This is a genomic window from Vibrio toranzoniae (genome assembly GCF_024347655.1).
Taxonomy (GTDB): domain Bacteria; phylum Pseudomonadota; class Gammaproteobacteria; order Enterobacterales; family Vibrionaceae; genus Vibrio; species Vibrio toranzoniae.
In genome coordinates this window covers 164,358-182,826 of record NZ_AP025515.1, presented here as the reverse complement: position 1 = coordinate 182,826, position 18,469 = coordinate 164,358, and the positions used below count along the sequence as shown (strand labels likewise).

Annotated in this window: 14 protein-coding genes; 7 read left to right on the top strand and 7 right to left on the bottom strand. The window is 41.9% G+C overall.

Annotated features, from left to right (window positions below; all coding sequences use genetic code 11):
* Nucleotides 1-38 precede the first annotated feature (38 nt).
* The 4 genes from OCU50_RS15330 to OCU50_RS15315 form a co-directional block, all read right to left on the bottom strand.
* On the bottom strand, nt 39-1,706 hold the full coding sequence (locus OCU50_RS15330; protein ID WP_060466794.1) for a hypothetical protein: 1,668 nt from the start codon (nt 1,704-1,706) through the stop codon (nt 39-41).
* A gap of 346 nt (nt 1,707-2,052) precedes the next feature.
* A complete protein-coding gene (locus OCU50_RS15325) occupies nt 2,053-3,408 on the bottom strand; it encodes an FUSC family protein (protein ID WP_060466793.1) in 1,356 nt (451 codons plus the stop codon).
* Nucleotides 3,409-3,420: 12 nt separating this feature from the next.
* Nucleotides 3,421-4,281 (bottom strand): HlyD family secretion protein, encoded by an 861-nt coding sequence (locus tag OCU50_RS15320; protein WP_060466792.1) that lies wholly within the window; start codon nt 4,279-4,281, stop codon nt 3,421-3,423.
* Nucleotides 4,282-4,291: 10 nt separating this feature from the next.
* Nucleotides 4,292-4,504 carry a DUF1656 domain-containing protein gene (locus OCU50_RS15315; protein WP_060466791.1) on the bottom strand — a complete coding sequence of 71 codons (213 nt, stop codon included), beginning with the start codon at nt 4,502-4,504 and terminating at the stop codon, nt 4,292-4,294.
* 470 nt (nt 4,505-4,974) lie between these two features.
* Between OCU50_RS15315 and aspT the strand changes: the two genes are divergently transcribed.
* From aspT to OCU50_RS15280, 7 genes are all read left to right on the top strand, one after another.
* Nucleotides 4,975-6,690, top strand: a complete 1,716-nt coding sequence (gene aspT, locus OCU50_RS15310; protein WP_060466790.1) for an aspartate-alanine antiporter — start codon at nt 4,975-4,977, stop codon at nt 6,688-6,690.
* Between the two features lie 87 nt (nt 6,691-6,777).
* Entirely contained in the window at nt 6,778-8,376 is a 1,599-nt protein-coding gene (locus OCU50_RS15305) for a bifunctional aspartate transaminase/aspartate 4-decarboxylase (protein ID WP_060466789.1), read from the top strand.
* A 206-nt stretch (nt 8,377-8,582) separates the two neighbouring features.
* A complete protein-coding gene (pdxY, locus tag OCU50_RS15300; protein ID WP_060466788.1) occupies nt 8,583-9,440 on the top strand; it encodes a pyridoxal kinase PdxY in 858 nt (285 codons plus the stop codon).
* Between the two features lie 224 nt (nt 9,441-9,664).
* Entirely contained in the window at nt 9,665-10,837 is a 1,173-nt protein-coding gene (locus OCU50_RS15295) for a patatin-like phospholipase family protein (protein ID WP_060466787.1), read from the top strand.
* Between the two features lie 88 nt (nt 10,838-10,925).
* A complete protein-coding gene (locus tag OCU50_RS15290) occupies nt 10,926-11,279 on the top strand; it encodes a hypothetical protein (RefSeq protein WP_370736479.1) in 354 nt (117 codons plus the stop codon).
* A 159-nt stretch (nt 11,280-11,438) separates the two neighbouring features.
* On the top strand, nt 11,439-12,344 hold the full coding sequence (locus OCU50_RS15285) for a LysR family transcriptional regulator (protein WP_060466785.1): 906 nt from the start codon (nt 11,439-11,441) through the stop codon (nt 12,342-12,344).
* A gap of 257 nt (nt 12,345-12,601) precedes the next feature.
* Nucleotides 12,602-13,762, top strand: coding sequence for a BamA/TamA family outer membrane protein (locus OCU50_RS15280; RefSeq protein WP_060466859.1), 1,161 nt, complete (start codon nt 12,602-12,604; stop codon nt 13,760-13,762).
* An 89-nt stretch (nt 13,763-13,851) separates the two neighbouring features.
* On the opposite strand, the gene OCU50_RS15275 is transcribed toward OCU50_RS15280, so the two are convergent.
* The 3 genes from OCU50_RS15275 to OCU50_RS15265 form a co-directional block, all read right to left on the bottom strand.
* Entirely contained in the window at nt 13,852-14,409 is a 558-nt protein-coding gene (locus OCU50_RS15275) for a PhnA domain-containing protein (RefSeq protein ID WP_017058318.1), read from the bottom strand.
* 221 nt (nt 14,410-14,630) lie between these two features.
* Complete coding sequence (locus OCU50_RS15270; RefSeq protein ID WP_060466783.1) at nt 14,631-17,072, bottom strand: VolA/Pla-1 family phospholipase; 2,442 nt, start codon at nt 17,070-17,072, stop codon at nt 14,631-14,633.
* Between the two features lie 13 nt (nt 17,073-17,085).
* Nucleotides 17,086-18,345 carry an outer membrane protein transport protein gene (locus OCU50_RS15265; protein ID WP_060466782.1) on the bottom strand — a complete coding sequence of 420 codons (1,260 nt, stop codon included), beginning with the start codon at nt 18,343-18,345 and terminating at the stop codon, nt 17,086-17,088.
* Nucleotides 18,346-18,469: the final 124 nt, after the last annotated feature.

The window sequence follows — 18,469 nt, the reverse complement described above, 5'->3', positions numbered from 1 at the left end:
CAAGAGTGGCCTGCGACCACTCTATGCTTTCTTAGGTGTTAGAATCGATAGCCGAAGTTCATAGTTACAGAATTACGAGTTTCGCCTTTATTGTACATCACAGTTAAGTTGTAATTTTTACCAAACTGCTTGTTAAAACCAACTAAGTAAGCCCATTGATCGAGTTCAACACCAATGTCATAGTCAAATTCAATATCACCGGCAATGACGTGACCATCCATACGTGCGTCTAGCCCTTGATATTCTGCGCCTAAAAAGACTTGCGCACGGTAATCAACTAGCTGGTAACCCAACATTGGTTGTACGGTCACGATACCTTCTCCCCAATCTGTCATGCCCTTGAGGCGGGTTTGTGAATAAGTACCGGTCACAGAAGCAAATAGTTCGCGATAACCAACAGAAAGGGTAGTACCTACACCACGTAGGTCATATTCAAGATGAAGTGGAACTCCTAAGTTACCTGGCCGGCATAAAGTGCCCAATGTATCGTTGTTACAAAATGCATCACCAGCTCCTGAGAGTTTGTTATTCAATTTATCTCGAATGAGCTCGCCTGGTGCACCGGTATAACCGGCATCAACTTTGGCATCTACGTTAATCTTACCGACATAACCAAACACGTTCCAAAACGGTAAAATATTGACATCACCACGTACGCTGACACTTTCAGCATTCACGACACCAATAGAATCTTCAGGCTCGAATATATCGTTTAAACGAATACCATCAATGGTAAAGTCGTTAAATGGGACATTCATATCTTGATTACGATAAGCAACTGAGACACCAAATGGTAATGGTAAATCGATACCTTGACGACGCACCATGTCGCCCATCAGAGGAAACACTCGATCTAACTTAACACTCGCCTCTTTCATGCGAGGGTCAGAGACTTCTTGTAGTCTTTCTTCGCTTAATACTTTTACACCATTGTCTTTTTCATATAGTGCAACAGGTTCTATCGATGTATTTATTTTCAGAGGTTTATTTTTTCTTTTACCAATGATGTCTGTCTTTTTACTTGCAATGATAACCTTGCCAGATTCTATGGTCTGAAATTCAATAACTTGGTTATAGCTCTCTACTTGATCTTTCTCTCGTTTAAATGGTTCATTGTTAGTAATCACCATTCGTTTTGGTTCGCCATTAATAAGCTCTATATCAACCTCTAGGAAACGGAAGTAAGCGATATCTTGAGGTAAGCCATATTTAGAGTAGTTGAAACTGATGACCACTTTTCCCTCTTTTTCTTCTCTTACTTTTACCGAGGAAGGATCGAAGCTTTCTGCATAATTACGTAAACGGTATTCAAGACGTGTAAATGACTCGATATCATCTAGGACGTTTTCGTGCTCGTCTAACTCATCTGGGTTGTATTTAATACGAAGGTCAATATTCCCTTTATTGTCAGTGTTCTTTACTAAAAATGCCGAAGAATCTTGAATTTCATCACCTAATTGTATTGTACGGTGAGTGTATTCAACTAAGTGTTCGCCCTGAACCAATGAGCTGATTGCTAGTTTTGGTAAGTCACGACTGATGCCGTATTTGTCAAAAATTGCACGTCCTTGTTCCATGACGTTGGCATAAGTTTTTGTTTCTTCCGCCGCATGAACAAAAGTGGGAACAGTTAGGATTAAGGCACTCATCAATAGAGATAGAGTGTGTTTTTTACGTGCGTTCGTACATTTTTTTAAAAAACTCATGACGGTTTCCATTCTGAGTAGCCTCAAACCTTCGAGACTTAAACAGTCGATGTTGTACTGAACATCGTGTTCAGTTGTTATATATGCATCCATAAGGATTGCTGTTGTGAATGTCGCAATTAATAATGCATTGCATCAATCTATGGGAAGAGTCTAAATTGAGGATGGAAATGTCGTTAATCGCGTTTGATGGACGATATCCTCACTTGATTGGTTTGGTGGTGTTTTTTGTTAAATTTTTGATTTTATGAGTCTTGATGTCAGCATGATGCGGAAATAAAAACAGCCTGAAAAACAATATGTTTAGCAGGCCGTTACATTTCTATGAGGTCGCTTGGATTTAATTCTAAGCCGTCGCTTTTACTCTAAACAGATCAGTAAAGAATTTCGCTACCATTAGAATCATTAATATATTAATTAGCATAAGTAGCGGTGTTTCGATCTGGTAAATAGGCGTTAGATTCAGCGCACCAGACGTAAGTACGACCAACAAGTTGACACCCAGTATGCGATGCACCATAAGTTTAGGTGCATCGAATACTTTCCATATCACCATAATATTGATGAAGTAGAATAGGGCGAGTTGCCATAACTCAGTCATCAAAGGCATCACGAAAATGTACTGCAGTAGGATCACGGTTCCCGTACCGAGTACACCGAAAAACGCATCTTTGATGATACTCGGCGGCATCGTTGGCAGCATCGAAGAAAATACACCGGCAATCATAGGGAAAATAAAACCACCCGGCATTGGAAGATATATCCATATTAATAACGACGTTACGAACATCGACACTCCTTGTAGGACCTTGCGCCCGTCTTCATTCAAATGTTGAACAAACGTACGATGAGCGTGATGCCAAGACACCTCTTTGTTATCGCCCATTACATTGGGTTCACCCTCAACAAGAGATTGATCTGGTGTTAATACATCGAACGTCTTCAAGTTGTGAGTAAGAACTGCCCATTGGATGCCCAAGTCAGATTCGCTGTTACTTTGTTTGAGTAATGTATCTTGGATATGCGCCATTTCATCGATACGCAAACGCCATGTTTGGATATTCTCTTTAAGGTGGTAACTTCCGGTCAGTGGGAGATCTAAAAGTTGATACAGCTTATCAATATTTGCGGTATTGCTTTCAAGTGCGGCAATGTCGATGTCGTCTGTTTTTTCCATCGCATCTAATAAGGCTTGTTTACTTGTTTCGAAACGTTGTACAAAGTTGAGTTCAGTATTCACAGGCCACACGATGCGATACACAATAGAGAAGACGACAACACCTAATAGTGTTTCTTGAAGTCGAAGCACAGCAAAATGAAAGGTCATTTGGCTATCAAACCCGCCCATGCAAGCAACAATCGAACACACGGCAAATCCTATTGAAAAGATATAGCCGTATTTCTCATCGCTCGACATGAAAATGCAAGTGCCTAAGAACAAGGTAAAAAATGTCAGAAACAAAAATCTGTCTTGTGAAAACATCGCAATGAGGAAAAAGGCATAGCCGGTCCCTAACAAGGTTCCCATTAACCGGTTATGGCCTTTGTTTATTGAATGGGCGAAGCTCTCGTTCAACGCCATCACTGCAACCGCAATCGCCGCCCAATACGGTTTCTCCCATTGAAACCAAAGAGCAAGGCAAATTGCGATAACAATAGAAAGTGCGGCTTTGATCGCTTCTTTAGTTGATGTATTGAACATAGAAACCCCCAGTTATTTAATGATTTTGATCGAGGCTGTCATACCAACACGCAGCTGCACGTCTGCAGGTACTTTATCTAATTTAACTTTAATAGGGATTCGTTGAGCGAGACGTATCCATTGGAAGTTTGGATTCACGTTTGGCAATAAATCATTACCTGTGCTGCCGTCTTGTTTAGCGATACCAAAGCCAATACTTTTGATATGGCCTTCTAGTTGAACATTGTTGTGCATCATAAGTGTTACGTAGGCCTTATCTTGAGCATCAACGCCGACCAGATCGGTTTCTTTGAAATAACCTTCAATCCAAAAGCTATCTTCATCAATTAACGCAACCACAGGTGAATTCGCAACAACTTGAGAGCCCACGCGTAGGTTCAAGTTAGTGATGTAACCGTTAGTAGGCGCGTATACCTTGGTGTACTCAAGATTCAGGTGTGCTTCTTCTACGTTAGCTTTTGCTAGTTCGACATTCGCGGCGCTTGTTTCTACAGCGTTGCTTAAGTTGTTTAGAGTAAGAACGGGGACGGCTCCGGGCGTTCTTTTCTCTAAATTCAAGGCGCGTTGTTCTTCATTTTTGGCTTTGGCGAGTAGGGCAACCGCTTGTTTTTGAGTGGCAAGCGCTTTTTTGTAGGTCGCGTTGTAAATACTCGGATCGATTTCAAAAAGAAGATCGCCTTTGGACACTTGTGAGTTGTCGTCCACGTGCACTTTGACCACTTGCCCGGTGACGCGAGGTGTGATTGAAACAATGTATGCGCTGACTTGACCGTCTCTAGTCCACGGATTGCTTGTATAAGATTGGTAGTAGTTGTAAGCCACAGAACCAGCAGTCGCAACTAATAACAGTGTGATGAGATAACGTTTGATCACGGTAAGTGCCTCAAAAAATGGTAATAAAATGGCCGATAGCGCCAGTAAAAATCACGATTAAGCTTAGTTCTGCTATTGCAGGTAAGGCGACATATTTATGTACTCCAAGCCTTGTGGCGATTGACCCAGTTAAGATTGTTAACATGTAAGCCAATGCAATAACCAGTAACAGCGGTGGGAAGTAGACTTCGCCCCACACGAGTTCATGCGGCATTGTATTCATGGTTCTTTTCTCTATTCGTTTGATGAATACAAAGATAACGGAATTCGATTTATTGTGACAATCGCTTATAGAGGGTCAGATCCATCAAAAATCTGACTTTATTAGGTGACTGTGCTGACCACGTCTTTTTTGGTGCCCTAAGCCAGTAGAACAATGGTAGGTAGGTTATCGTTCTGGGTATAAAAACATTTTTCGAAATTTATTTCGAAAATAATCCACTTATCCTACCTTGAACTAAATGCAGTAAAAACAACCACTTTAGATATAAATTATACTTCAGGTTCCCTCCAAATAGTCAAAGTGATGATTTGATCCGTCAAATGGGATTACATAATTAAACCTTTTGTTATTAATATTCGGTTCGAAGCAACGAGATGCTTTATTTAATTTGAATAATCCAACAAATATCAATATTAAGTTATTCGTTAGGTTATTTACTCCTTTTATTTAATAACAAGAGTAAATTTGTCATGGACATTATTTCTAATCTATTTGACATGGCACCATTTGTCGCTCTATTTATTACACTATCTCTTGGCTATATGGTTGGTAAAATTACCATTGGTCGATTTGTTTTAGGCGGTGTTGCCGGAACATTATTGATGGGCGTAATTATAGGACAATTTGGTGTTAATATTGACCCAGGTGTGAAAAGTATTTTCTTCGCGCTATTTATATATGCAGTCGGTTATCAAGGCGGTGCTCAGTTCTTTAAAGCACTTAACTTTAGAACCATCAATATATTACTTTCAGCTGTCGTGATGACTGTGTCCGGTTTACTCTGTGTATTAGCTGCAGCATGGTTATTTGACCTAGACAGAGGTACTGCTGCGGGCCTTGCAGCTGGTGGTCTTACACAGTCTGCGATAATTGGCACAGCGGGCGATGCTATTGCTCGTCTTGGTGGCGTTTCAGAAGAAGCAAAGCACCTAATGCAAACCAATGTTGCCGTTGGTTACGCTGTAACATACATCTTTGGATCTTTAGGCCCAATCTTGATGGTAACATGGGTATTCCCAACACTGATGAAGTGGGATATTCGAGCTGAAGCGATTGCCTTAGAAGAAAAAAACTCTAACGGTAAACGTGAGCTAGCGCCAGGTGAATTTAATGCAGTTACGGCATTAGTTACTCGTGCGTTCAAAGTGAGTTCTAGCGATAAGCTAGTAGGAAAGACTTTAACACAGCTAAATGATACATCACTTTCTGCTTGTATAGAGCTAATTGAACGTGATGGACAAGAGCTTGATGCAGACAAGTTTACTGTACTCAAAGAAGGTGACATCGTCGTTGTTACTGGTCGTCGAAATACGGTTCAAGATTTACAGTGTAAGGGTGAAAGCAATGAAGTATCTCTTCCTGAAAGCTATGAAATAATTGAAGAAAATCGACAACTGATTGCAGATAACCACAAGCTTATCGGACAATCTCTTAAAGAGCTCAAACAAAACTCAAACAAAGGTCTATATCGCGGAGTCTACATTACTGACTATATCCGTGAGGGTGTCTCGCTTACATTGACACCGGAACTCGTTGTTAAGAAAAACGATATTATTCAAGTTACGGGGACTGCAAATGATATTAACCGCGTAGAGAAAAATATTGGCAAACGTATGAGCTCAGCAAGCATGACTGACTTTGTCATTCTTGGTTTGGGTATGGTTGTTGGTCTTCTTATTGGTTTGATTAGCTTTAAAATTGCGGGGATCCCAGTAACGATCGGCTCTGGTGCAGGTTGTTTGATCTCTGGTTTATTCGTTGGTTGGATTCGTAACAGAAACCCTCACATTGCACAGTTCCCAGTTGGAGCCGTTAACTTTATTCGTGACTTTGGCCTGGCAGCTTTTGTTGGAATTGTAGGGTTGCAAGCAGGGCCACAAGCCGTTGACACCATTAAGGAACACGGCATGTCATTATTGTTCTTAGGTGTTGCTGTAACCATTATTCCGCAACTTATTTCATTCTTCTTTTCATACTTTATCTTGAAAATTAAGAATCCGGTCGAGGCATTAGGTTGTGTGACTGGTGGACGCAGCGCAAACCCAGGCTTTGCGGCATTACTGGAAAAAACAGGCAATGCAACACCTGTCTTTACTTTCACAGTAACTTACGCAGTAGCTAATGTCTTACTTACATTGTGGGGCCCAATCATCGTCGGTGTCATTACTTTAAACGCAGGCATGTAAATAATAAACAGTAACTTATCGGCTAAATATTTAGTCGATAGGATAAGTATTCCCAAAATTTAACAAATATATAATTAGGTAAATATTATGACTACACAAAATACTAATATCGACTTTTCAAAATTCGCTGATTTAAGCCCATTTGAATTAAAAGACAAATTAATTGAAGTTGCTCAAGCCGTGCCAGACCGCGCTTTACTAGACGCAGGTCGTGGCAATCCAAACTTCCTAGCAACATTGCCACGTAAAGCGTTTATTCGTCTTGGTGAGTTCTCTGTTAATGAAGCAGAACGTAACTATGCGTACCTTGGGGGTGATTTCGGCGGTATCCCTGATGGCGTGGGTATCGTTGAGCGTTTCGATACGTTTGCTAAAGAATACTCAAACGACAAAGGTGTTCAGTTCATCGAACGCGCACTAAGCTACGCAAAAGATCGTCTAGGAATCCAAAAACAAGCGTTCTTAAACGAGCTCGTTCTTGCTTACCTAGCGTGTAATTATCCAGTACCACCACGTATGTTGACTAATATTGAGAAAGTGGTGAAGCAGTACATTGCACAAGAGATGTATGGCCCAGTTCCAATGACCACAGACTTCGACTTGTTCGCAACGGAAGGTGGTACGGCATCAATGACCTACACATTCCAAACGATGTTCAATAATGGTCTATTGAAAAAAGGCGATAAAGTGGCGTTAATTACGCCAATTTTTACCCCTTACCTAGAAATTCCAGAGCTTTCTGAGTACGAACTAGAGATCGTTGAGCTGCGTCTTGATGAGACCACTTGGCAGCTACCAATGTCTGAAATCGAGAAACTGGCAGATACAGACATCAAACTACTTTGTGTCGTTAACCCTGCTAATCCAGCATCAGTGAAATTCTCTGACGAGACTTTAGAGAACCTAACAAACTTTGTGAATGAGCAACGCAGTGACCTATTCATCATCACTGATGACGTATACGGTACGTTTGCCGATGACTTCGTTTCTCTCTTTGCAAAACTACCGTACAACACACTTTGTGTTTACTCGTTCTCTAAATACTTTGGCGCAACCGGTTGGCGTTTAGGTACTATTGGTATCCAACACAAAAACGTATTTGATGACGCACTAAGCTCTTTCAGCGAAGAAAAACAGTGTCAACTTGATGACCGTTACAAAACACTGACTCCGGAGCCACGTGACATTAAGTTCATCGACCGCATCGTTGCAGACAGCCGTAGCGTAGCCTTGAATCACACTGCCGGTCTATCTCTACCGCAACAAGTGCAAATGGCGATGTTTGCCCTAACGTGTCTCATGGATTCTGAAGGTAGCTACAAAGCAGCATGCAAACGCATCATTCGTGAACGCTACATAACTCTATACACCAACATGGGGCTAGAAGTTGAAGAGAACAAAGACCGCGTTGATTACTACACACTGCTAGAGCTAGACACTCTAGGTGGCAAACTATACGGTCAAGAGTTCGTTGAATGGTTCAAAGCAAGCGGTAAAGGTAAAGATTTCTTATTCCGTCTAGCTCACGAAACGGGTGTTATTTTACTACCAGGTAACGGCTTCGATACTGTACATGCATCGGTTCGTGTATCTCTGGCTAACCTGACTCACCATGAGTACGAACTGATTGGCCGTGCAACTCGTAAGGTGTTGGACGAGCACTACGCTGAGTTTCAAGGCGCATAAGCTCTAGTCAGGCTTAGAATCGAATACATGATTCTAGGCCAGCTATGTTCAAATCCTTAAGAATAAGCCTCGGCGATGTCGAGGCTATTCCGACCAAATAAGCACAGAGGTTAGAATGATAAAACTTCCTATCTTGATGCTCCGTTGTGTTTATTTAGTCGTCTTATCTAAGTAATCAAATCCATTTCAAACTGAAAGAGCGACGCATGAAAAGCATTATTTCTATTCAATCTCACGTGGTTTATGGGCATGCAGGCAACAGTTCTGTGGTTTTTCCAATCCAAAGAATGGGACTCGATGTGTGGCCAATCCATACTGTTCAGTTCTCTAATCACACTCAATATCAACAAGGTTGGACTGGGCAAACATTTGGCTCAGATGATATTCGAAACTTGATTCGAGGCCTAGACAACATCAACGCGCTGAAAGACTGCGGTGCGATCCTATCGGGTTATCAGGGAAGCGCAGACCAATGTAAAGCGGTTGCTGAGTCGGTTAATCTAGTTAAAGAAAAGAACCACAGTGCACTCTATATTTGTGACCCTGTAATGGGTGATCCAGATAAAGGTTGTATCGTTGAGGATGGCGTTAAAACTGCCATTGCCAAACACTTGCTGCCTATTGCCGATGTCATCGTGCCAAACCAGTTTGAGCTGAGCGAATTGACCGATACCAAGATCCACTCGCTTTATGATGCGGTTACTGCCTGTAAGAAGGCACTGGAACTTGGGCCAAAGATGGTACTAGTGAAACATCTGCACTCATTACCCGATGATGCGTTCAGCATGATCCTCGCAACGAAAAAGGCATGCTATTTAGCTCAACGACCGAATATCGAATTTGATAAACAGCCAGTTGGTGTTGGCGACCTTATCTCAGGCTTATTTACAGCGGGATTAATGAAAAGAATGTCTCCGGTGGCTGCATTCCGCCATGCAAACAACGCAGTCTATGGTGTGTTGGAGCTGACTAAGATCTATGGCACTTGGGAACTACAAACAATCAATGCTCAGTATGAATTTGTAGAGCCTACCCACGATTTCAACGTGGTCAAAATAGGCTAGAGCGATTAACTCCAACAGTGGTTAAGGTCAAGTAAGGGGGCGTCTATTCGATGGGTGGTGTCCTACAAACGAGATTACGAGTTGAGCCGGATACTAGCTATATTACGACCACAAAGAGATGGACTTCACTTTATCCCTATTTACTAATCTTTCTGTTTTTTAACTTTCTTATTTATTAAACAGAGCCTCTGAATCACTTTAGAGAACACTAAATGAGCCTAAATATGAACCGTTTAATCTCTTCGGGTCTTACCGTTGCTTTGTCACTCTTGGTAGTGGCTTGTAGTTCACCTCACACACTGGATGTACGCGTAAACAAAGACAATTACAAAGAAGTCATTGTAGAGGATGCATCATCCGTAGCAGAGCCACTGCGTATTTGGGCGAGTGAGTCGCCAGACTTCTTATACTCTCCAGCGGATCAAACCACGCCGATTACTGTGTCAGGTGATCAATTGAACATCTTGGCGTTGTCGGGAGGTGGCGCTAACGGAGCTTTTGGTGCCGGTATCTTGATAGGGCTAGAAGAATCGGGCCAATTGAAAGACTACTCAATAGTGACAGGCATCAGCGCAGGCGCGTTAATGGCACCGTTTGTGTTCATCGGAGGAGATGCATTCTCGCGGATGAAGGACGTGATGTTGAACATAAATGATAAATCCGTACTCGGTAAAAAGAATTTTTTGAACACTGTCTTTAAAGATGCGTTTACTGATGGCGAAAACTTGTATCAGTTTATTGCTGAAGCTTTCCCAGAACCGATGATTGAGCAAATCGCAGCACAACATCGTAGCGGTAAGCGTCTGTTTATTGGTACTACTCATTTTGATTCTGGTGAACTTGTCATTTGGAATATTGGTGCAATAGCAAATAGCGACATGCCAGATAAGTCTGAACTCATATATAAGGTGTTGGCCGCAAGTGCGTCTATTCCTGGTGTGTTCCCACCGCAGTTCATCGATGTAGAGCATGAAGGTGAAATCTTTGAAGAACTGCACGTCGATGGCGGTTTAGCGACTCAAGTATTCTTCAATCCCTCTAACTTCGACTATCAACAGATCTCAGATGCACTTGGGTTAGAAACACCCCCACAGCTCGATGTTATTCGAAATGGCGCGCTGAAAGCGCCGTATCACTCGCTAAGAGATAAGGGACTCGATTTGGTAGCAAAGAGTGTATCAAGCCTAACGCTTGCACAAACGCGTGGTGACTTATATCGAATGAAATACATCAGTGAAATCAACAACATTGATATGCAATTCACTTACATCGAGCGCGACTTTGGTTACGCCAAACGAACCAAGGACATGTTTGATGAACATTATCTATTAACTATATACGAATATGGTTATTACAAAGCGACTCACGGGAAACTTTGGGTAACCGAATTACCTTGATTAGGGATATTATAAAATGAAAAGAACAGCATTAACGCTACTGATCTTGGCAACGTCTTGCGCTGCAATGGCACAAAACGTGCCCTCAATGGATCAGCAAAAAGTCGATAACGACATGTTACAAATGGCCGACGTTCAGCAAGAAGCGGCGCTAATCATAGTCGAAGAGGGTTTAGACTACGTGGCGATTGATTACATTGGTCAGTGGGTTAAGGTGAACAATTACGTCACACACAAAGAAGCGAAGCAACGCCAGCTTCAAAAGAGCACCAAGAAATACATTTACTCGCAAACGGGTGAAACTCTAGAGTCTATTGAGCAGCGTATTGCTGAACACATTCAAGCAGATCAACCTAAATATTTCAGTGTCGATGTTTACCGCAATTACCATGGTGACTCAGGCGACTTTAACTACCTAGCTCGAGTGATCGAATACATTTAAGTTATTCGTTACACATCAATGATAGAACCTACTGACTTAAGTAGTTTTTTTTTGTTTCAACCAGACGAATTCATTTCACTATTATTATTCTTACAAAGTAGATATTTCGTTAATCTGTGGTAATTTAAATACATAACGACCAACAGTAAGCACAATAAAATGAATTTCAGCATTGAACAACTTCTCGCGTTTGTGACTGTTTATGACCAACTGTCTTTCAGCAAGGCTGCGGTTAAGTTGAACAAGCACAGAACGACAATCGGGCAGGTTATTACAAACCTTGAAGACCAGCTCGCGGTAAGCCTATTTGAAAGGGTTGGACGTTCGGTTAAGCCAACAGAAGATGGCCATCACCTTTATCATTATGCTAAGCAAACGATTGAACAAGCCCGAATTTTCGATAAGGTCGCTTTGAGCTTGTCTTATGGTGGCTTGGAAAGCATTACTTTTGCTTATTCAAGTGTAATACCTCACCAAATACTTGTGGATATTCGAAAGAAGTTACGTCGTGATTTTCCGATGATGCGAGTGAATTTTCTAGTACGAAATAAAAAAGACATTAAGCAAGGCCTTCAGAGTGGTGAGTATCATTTTGGATTGGTCAACGTGCATGACAGTCGTGGAATACATAGTTTTGATGCGACCTTTTTAGGTCATATTGAGTTTTTCCCTTTCGTTCAAAAAAATGGTGAGTTTTCATCTTTGGCAAAGGAAGATGTGCTTTTAGCGTTAAAAAACGCGAAACAGTTTGTCTTAAAGTCGTTTCTTGAAGAAGGGATGTCCGAAAAAATAACCATTAGCTCTGACAATGAAGAAGTAGACCAATTGGCGTTAGTTATCAAAATGGTTGAAGCGGGCCTAGGGTGGGCGCTGCTACCAAAAACGTTCGCTCATTCTGAACTTTCGCATTACGACATCGAACCTATACAATCATCTGAAATGGAACAAGGATTTAAATTTGGCTTTGCTCTTTGGTGTCATCATTCTAAACAAATGAGTGATGTGAAGTCTTCGATCTTATCTGTTATTAAAGAAAACGTAGATCGACTGTTAAAGCGAGATTAACAAAGCAATAACACAGTTTATTTGTTTATAGAGGCTCATTTATATGAGCCTTTTTCGTTTCTGCCATCTATAGAATGATTTAATTTTGTAGGACGAGACCCTCCATATGAGAGTAGGGTAAACATAGAAAACGCTCTATTATGCTTGTGCTGATAAGGAACTCTCTTAGCAGTAAAAAGTTCTTAATTTCAATGTTTATTGCAAGGAAGCAAACTTTCAACCGAGGCTCATGCCTCGGTTTTTTTGAGGCAATTTATATGAACCGCTGTGGTGTGCTTGCGTTATTATCAAGCTCTTTACTGATCCCTTTTGATTCAATGGCATCGTTTTACGACCCTGTGGATGGTCAGTTTGATATGGGCCACCACATTGCAGAAAATGCAACGGGGTTTTTACCTATACCTATACTAATTACCGAGCCTGCGGTTGGGTATGGTGGTGGTGTTGCTGGGTTGTTTTTACACGAGAGCGATGAAGAAAAACGAATTCGTAAAGAAGCAGCGTTAAAGGCTATTGATGGTGGTGCGCAACTTGTCCCATCTGCGATGAGTGTTGTTGGTGCTCTGGGAACTGAAAATGGAACTTGGTTTGTTTTTGGTGGTCATAGACGTTCATGGTTGAACGACTCAATTCGTTATACCGGTGGCGGTGGTTTAGGTGTCGCTAATATCGATTTATATAAGCAACTCTCTTTTGGTGGCAAAGAACTAGACTTGAAATTTGGCACATCAACGTCGGTCGCGGTACTTTCACAAAAGGTGCAATTTAGAATCGGTGATACACCTTGGATGATAGGTTTGAAACAGTTATTCGCCAAGTCTAAAGTTGAATCTGATAATCGTTTGGTCGATAAGTTTATGGAGCTTACCCTAGGCACTGAATCAGTGACATCTGGTTTAGGTATTGAAGCTGAATTCGATACAAGAAACAATTTGTTTTACCCAACAAAAGGATATCGATTTTCTGCAGACTACATGGTATTTGATGATGCGATTGGCAGTGATTTAAATTACAGAAATCTCAATGTGGAAGCGGAAGGTTACATTCCAGTGTCAGAAAAGTGGACACTTGGTTTAGCGGGTAACTATCAAAATTATGAGCAAGGTGATGGATTTGTGTCTCCAACAGCTAAGCCATATGTTGAATTAAGAGGTGTGTCTTCATTTCGCTATCAAGGGGATGAAATTGAAACCCTCCAAGGGCAGCTGACCTACAGTATTAGTCATCGTTGGAAAGTATCAGGCTTCTATGGTTCAGGAAAAGCATCAGAGCGAGCTGAACAAAGCAACAAGGTGAATGCAGGAGGTGTTGGTTTCCGATACCAAATCGCAAGACGTTATGGTTTACACCTTGGTATGGACTACGCGCAAAGCCATGAAGAACGCGCTATCTACTTTAATATAGGCAGTGGTTTCTAGAACAACTAAATCGGTTTGATTTTTTCTAATAAAAAAGGCGCTAATTATTCATTAGCGCCTTTTTAGATTTTGTTCAGCTAAAAGGATAATTACTTTTTACGGCAGAACTCAGCGATTACGTACATTGATTGACCGCCGTTTGTTTTACCAGAAACAAGCTTAGGATCGTCACCAACGCTGATACCACGAATAACAGTACCTTGCTTAATCACTTGGTTAGTGCCTTTGATTGGCAGGTCTTTGATTACTGTTACGTCGTCACCTTTTTTAAGTTCAACGCCGTTCACATCAAGAGGCTTGTCATCAGCAGACATGCCGATTTGTGCCCAAACTGATGTTTCTTCTTCAAGGTACATCATATCTAGCGCGTCTTGAGCCCAGCTTTCAGAGTTCAGACGAGTAAGTTGACGCCACGCCATTACTTGAACTGGCGCTTCCTGGCTCCACATGCTGTCATTTAGGCAACGCCAGTGGTTGATGTCTTTAGGATCGTCGATCTCACCAAGACATTTGTCACATACCATGATGCCGTGATCCACTGTTACGTGGCTGTGTGGCGGTACTGCGTATGCAGTAAGAGAAGAATCAGAACCACATAGTTCACATTTAGATTGGCAGCGTTCTAGCATCGTAGCTTCAGAAGACATAATGGACTCACATTTATTAGGTGTTAAATTACGGAGGCTATTATCCACTTTATTCACAATAAAGAAAGAGATCGTACGGTATTCTGTCTTGATTAATTTTAGCTGAGATCAACCATTTGTGTTTTTTAATATTATGCAAACGGTTAACTAGAGAAGGTTGGTTGGTGATAAAAACAAAAATGCCAGCGGTTAGGCTAGCATTTGGTTTCACTGAGAAAGCATTATTGTTCCAAGACTGCTTCATTAATAGAGCCTACTGATAAAGCGTTGTCTACTAAGAAATCTGTAGCTTGTGTCTGCATGCTTGCATGATGACCTGCGTCCAAAGGTGTTGGTGTAGTGGTATCTTGCGGTAATACAAATGTACTATGCGCAGCAACATCACTGAACTTAACAAAGTCCTTCGCACCGTCGGGGGTCGTGTTACTCGAATCAACGACTGTTAGGCCAAGCTTCGTTGCTAACGGTGTGGTTCCCGCGAACGGAGCGTTTACCACAGTGTTTGGTACTGTATCATCACCTTGCACTTGCCCCATATAAATAGGCAGAACAGGTGAGCCAGAAGCAACTAGATAAGCAGCATTGGTAAATGGATCAACAGTATCTAACACAGTTTGTGCAGCGTAAGCGAACTGTTGAAAAGCGGCTGTCATGGTTGCTTTCTGTGCTGCAGTCGCGTTTGCTTCAAACGTTTGATAGCACTGCTTATTAGAAAGGCTTCCACAGTTTGCGGTTGCGAAACCTGCGTATTCAGTTGAAGCGCTCAACGCAACATTGTGTTTAACCTGAGGACCAAACTCTGTAGAACCTAGTAGAAGGTTAGATATTTGACCACCAGAGTTTTCAAAAGCTGCAGAACTAAACGAATACAGAGCATCAGCCGTTGGACTACCTAACGTACGGTTAGAGGCAGCAACAGCTGTCGTTCCAACAATACCGCCCAAAGAGTGACCTAAAAATTTAACCTGTGAACCTGTATTTAGATTGAATGCACTCAATGGAGAACTAGCGAGTAAACCAGCTTGCAAAGAAGCGGTTAATGATGCACGTAAGCCCATTACATCTAGTGCACTTTGTCGAACGTTATCGCGAGCTACTGGCAAGTTTGTTAGGTTTAAATAGGCCAAAACGTCAGCGTTTGCCGAACGAGTATCATCCAAACTACGTGTACCGTGAATTGGAAGGTCAATTGCTAGAACCGCCGTATCATCTCCCACTAAGTTATAAGCAAAGGCATAAGTATTCTCTTTAGCTGAGGTAATGCCATGCTGATAGATGACAACGTTTTTTGGTGTTGCTCCATTCTTAGTAAATAACAAGAATTCAACAGATTCCAATGATTTAACTTGTGGAACTGGAGAATATTTAGTGATTACTCTCTCGCTATCTAGCGGAGAACCATCAGCTAGTACAAGGTTTAAACCAATCAGTTTAAGTTGTTCTGTTTGGCTGGTTGCTAAGACACTGGTATCGATACCTGCCGCAATAAGCTGCGCAGCCATGTTAGCTTGTTCTGCGCTGTTGCTAAGAGCACTAGATACTTTAGCTAGGCTCGGCATCGCTGATTCGAATGGCTGAGCGTTCCAGTTACTTGCGTCTTTTTCCAAATAGTGCGGTAGTTGAACGAAGCCTTCGCTGACATCGACATTCGCGCCGGAGTTGGTATACATTAAATTGATTGCGCCTTTTGCTAAAGCAATGGCATCGGCATCACCGCCACCAATGTACTTGTCAAAGTCCGCATCTTCAGAAAGCGCTGTGGTAAAATCTTTTGTTGAAACAAACTGCATTCCGTATGCCGTCGATAAATCTACGCCGTTAGGGTTTGCGCTATCTTTCCAAACACCATTTAGATTTGCTGAAGCCAATCCTGTTGCGGTTGCTGCTTTGGTAGCGAAAAGTGAATCACCGACAGACTCTGTAGTAAACCACGTCGAGTAAATGATGTTCTCAGTATCAAGGTTAATTGCACCTGCAGCAGTCGCTCCAGCAAAGATCTTTTCAACACCTTGAGTGACTTGCTGTGCTTGAGCAAGGCTACCTTCGGTATAAGTTACTGCACTTGATTTCAGCGCAGCATAACTTGCCGACATGCCAACAGGATCGCCATTAACATCCGTTAGTTCATTGGAAAGTGCCAATACGTATTCACTTGAAGCATCTAAGGAATCATTGAACACAATTGTGAATGTGTCAGTTGAGGCGTTAGATAGAACTTTAAAGTCAGTGCCTAAGGTCAATACTCCAGCAACACTTGGTACTGTGTCTGAAGTAAGTGAACCACTAAGCTTTAATAGGTAAACACCACCTGTAGCGAAACCATCAGCTAAACCAGTACCTTCAAAGTTCATGATGATTGGCATTGAAGTAGACCAGCCATCCATTGTGTTCATTGCTGCGATAGGGTTGGTTAATGAATCATCACCGCCAGTTGGTAAACCAAGTGTACCGTCGGTAGTATCCATTAACGCGAAGCTAGGAAGAGGAACGGCAATATCCGCACCCGTTAGTTGAAACTTGATGCTCGTCGCTTGTGCGAGTGAATCTTGAATGTATTGCTCATATTGAATCGCTGTTGAAGCACCTGAACTCGAAGAGTCATCACCACAACCAGCAAGAAACATTGCTGAAGCGAGCAGCGAAACATTAAATAACTTTTTCATGTTTTAATTCCGTTTAGTTGAAGGTGTAGTTCATTTGAATTGCAGATAGGTAAGCGACTGCATCACCAGAGAATTCAAGTTCTTGACCAAGTTCATTGGTTTCAGTGAAATCACCTTCTTTACTTTGAACAAGAGCGAAACCAGCATCGATTGAAAGGTTAGGACTGTACTGATAAGTCAAACCTGCGCTGTACCAGAAACGATCGCTATCTGGAATACTCAATGTCGCTTCACCCGCTTGCTCGTCATAAGCTAAACCAGCTCTTAAGGTCCATGCTTGGTTCAATTGGTAAGTAGCACCTAGTGAGTAACGGTTATTGTCGTCGTAATCTTCAGTCTTTTTGAAGCACTCGCCATTTGCGCAATCTGAGCTAGTCGCTTTGAGTTCTTTAAAGCTACTCCAACCCGTTTGTTGCCAACCGTAATGGATAGCCCATTGATCGGTTAGTTGGTGGAAAGCTGAAATCTCAATGATCGAAGGTAATGTGATTTTTAGACGACCGGTTGTGGTCGTTGCACTACCTTGGACGATTCTACCTGTGTAATCGCTGAAGTCGCCATCATCAAAATCTAGGTCAACCTCTGAACGATAAGCGATAGAGAATCGATTGTTTTCATTCAGTTCATATAACGCACCTACGTTCCAACCAAATGCAAAGGTTTCACCTGTCATGCTAATCAACTTTGTTGAAGCTGGATCGCCAGTGATGTTCGAAATAGAGCCCTGATGACGATTAAGTTCTGCCTCTGCGTAAACAAGGTTTGCACCAGCACCAACACTGAATTGGTCATTAATACGATAGGCGACATTAGGGTTTACGTTTACAGATATAAGTGAAGTATCACCAGCAAGATCACCAGCATAAATATCATCTGGGTAATCGGTAGCAACTCCGTAATTAGAGAACATACCAATGCCCCATGCCCACTTTTCATTGATCGGACTGATGTAGTAAGCGGCAGGAACCACTTGCAAAGGTGCAACATCTTTCGATACTTGGCTTTGACCGCCAGAACCTGGGACATTGTTTTGAGTGATATTAACCTCGGGATCAACGATAGAAACCGCGCCTGAAAACTGTGCTGTATCAAAGAGGGTCATTGCGGCGGGGTTTCTCGCTAGTACACTCGCGTTATCAGCTACGGCACCTTCACCTGAAAAGGCACGACCAAGACCTGAGGCAGAATGCTCAGCAACTTGGAAACCAGCCGCAAGTGAGTTACATGCAAATAGTACTGAAAGTGAAACGAGAGAGCGTTGTATTGTTTTCATCCTTGACCCTCCTAGGGCATCGAATTTCGTTATTATGGTTTGAAAACACACTGAGCATTTTTGGTGTTGAAGCTCTAATGTAAATAGCATGTTAAATTCATGTTTAATATAAAGTCAAAGAAAG

What these genes read in the sequence shown, in the direction of transcription:
- aspT (WP_060466790.1), top strand. Translation starts at nt 4,975, where the DNA reads ATGGACATTATTTCTAATCTATTTGACATGGCACCATTTGTCGCTCTA.
- OCU50_RS15290 (WP_370736479.1), top strand. Translation starts at nt 10,926, where the DNA reads ATGGATCAGCAAAAAGTCGATAACGACATGTTACAAATGGCCGACGTT.
- OCU50_RS15265 (WP_060466782.1), bottom strand. Translation starts at nt 18,345, where the DNA reads ATGAAAACAATACAACGCTCTCTCGTTTCACTTTCAGTACTATTTGCA.
- OCU50_RS15285 (WP_060466785.1), top strand. Translation starts at nt 11,439, where the DNA reads ATGAATTTCAGCATTGAACAACTTCTCGCGTTTGTGACTGTTTATGAC.
- OCU50_RS15305 (WP_060466789.1), top strand. Translation starts at nt 6,778, where the DNA reads ATGACTACACAAAATACTAATATCGACTTTTCAAAATTCGCTGATTTA.
- OCU50_RS15315 (WP_060466791.1), bottom strand. Translation starts at nt 4,504, where the DNA reads ATGAATACAATGCCGCATGAACTCGTGTGGGGCGAAGTCTACTTCCCA.
- OCU50_RS15280 (WP_060466859.1), top strand. Translation starts at nt 12,602, where the DNA reads ATGAACCGCTGTGGTGTGCTTGCGTTATTATCAAGCTCTTTACTGATC.
- OCU50_RS15325 (WP_060466793.1), bottom strand. Translation starts at nt 3,408, where the DNA reads ATGTTCAATACATCAACTAAAGAAGCGATCAAAGCCGCACTTTCTATT.
- OCU50_RS15330 (WP_060466794.1), bottom strand. Translation starts at nt 1,706, where the DNA reads ATGAGTTTTTTAAAAAAATGTACGAACGCACGTAAAAAACACACTCTA.
- OCU50_RS15275 (WP_017058318.1), bottom strand. Translation starts at nt 14,409, where the DNA reads ATGTCTTCTGAAGCTACGATGCTAGAACGCTGCCAATCTAAATGTGAA.
- OCU50_RS15270 (WP_060466783.1), bottom strand. Translation starts at nt 17,072, where the DNA reads ATGAAAAAGTTATTTAATGTTTCGCTGCTCGCTTCAGCAATGTTTCTT.
- pdxY (WP_060466788.1), top strand. Translation starts at nt 8,583, where the DNA reads ATGAAAAGCATTATTTCTATTCAATCTCACGTGGTTTATGGGCATGCA.
- OCU50_RS15295 (WP_060466787.1), top strand. Translation starts at nt 9,665, where the DNA reads ATGAACCGTTTAATCTCTTCGGGTCTTACCGTTGCTTTGTCACTCTTG.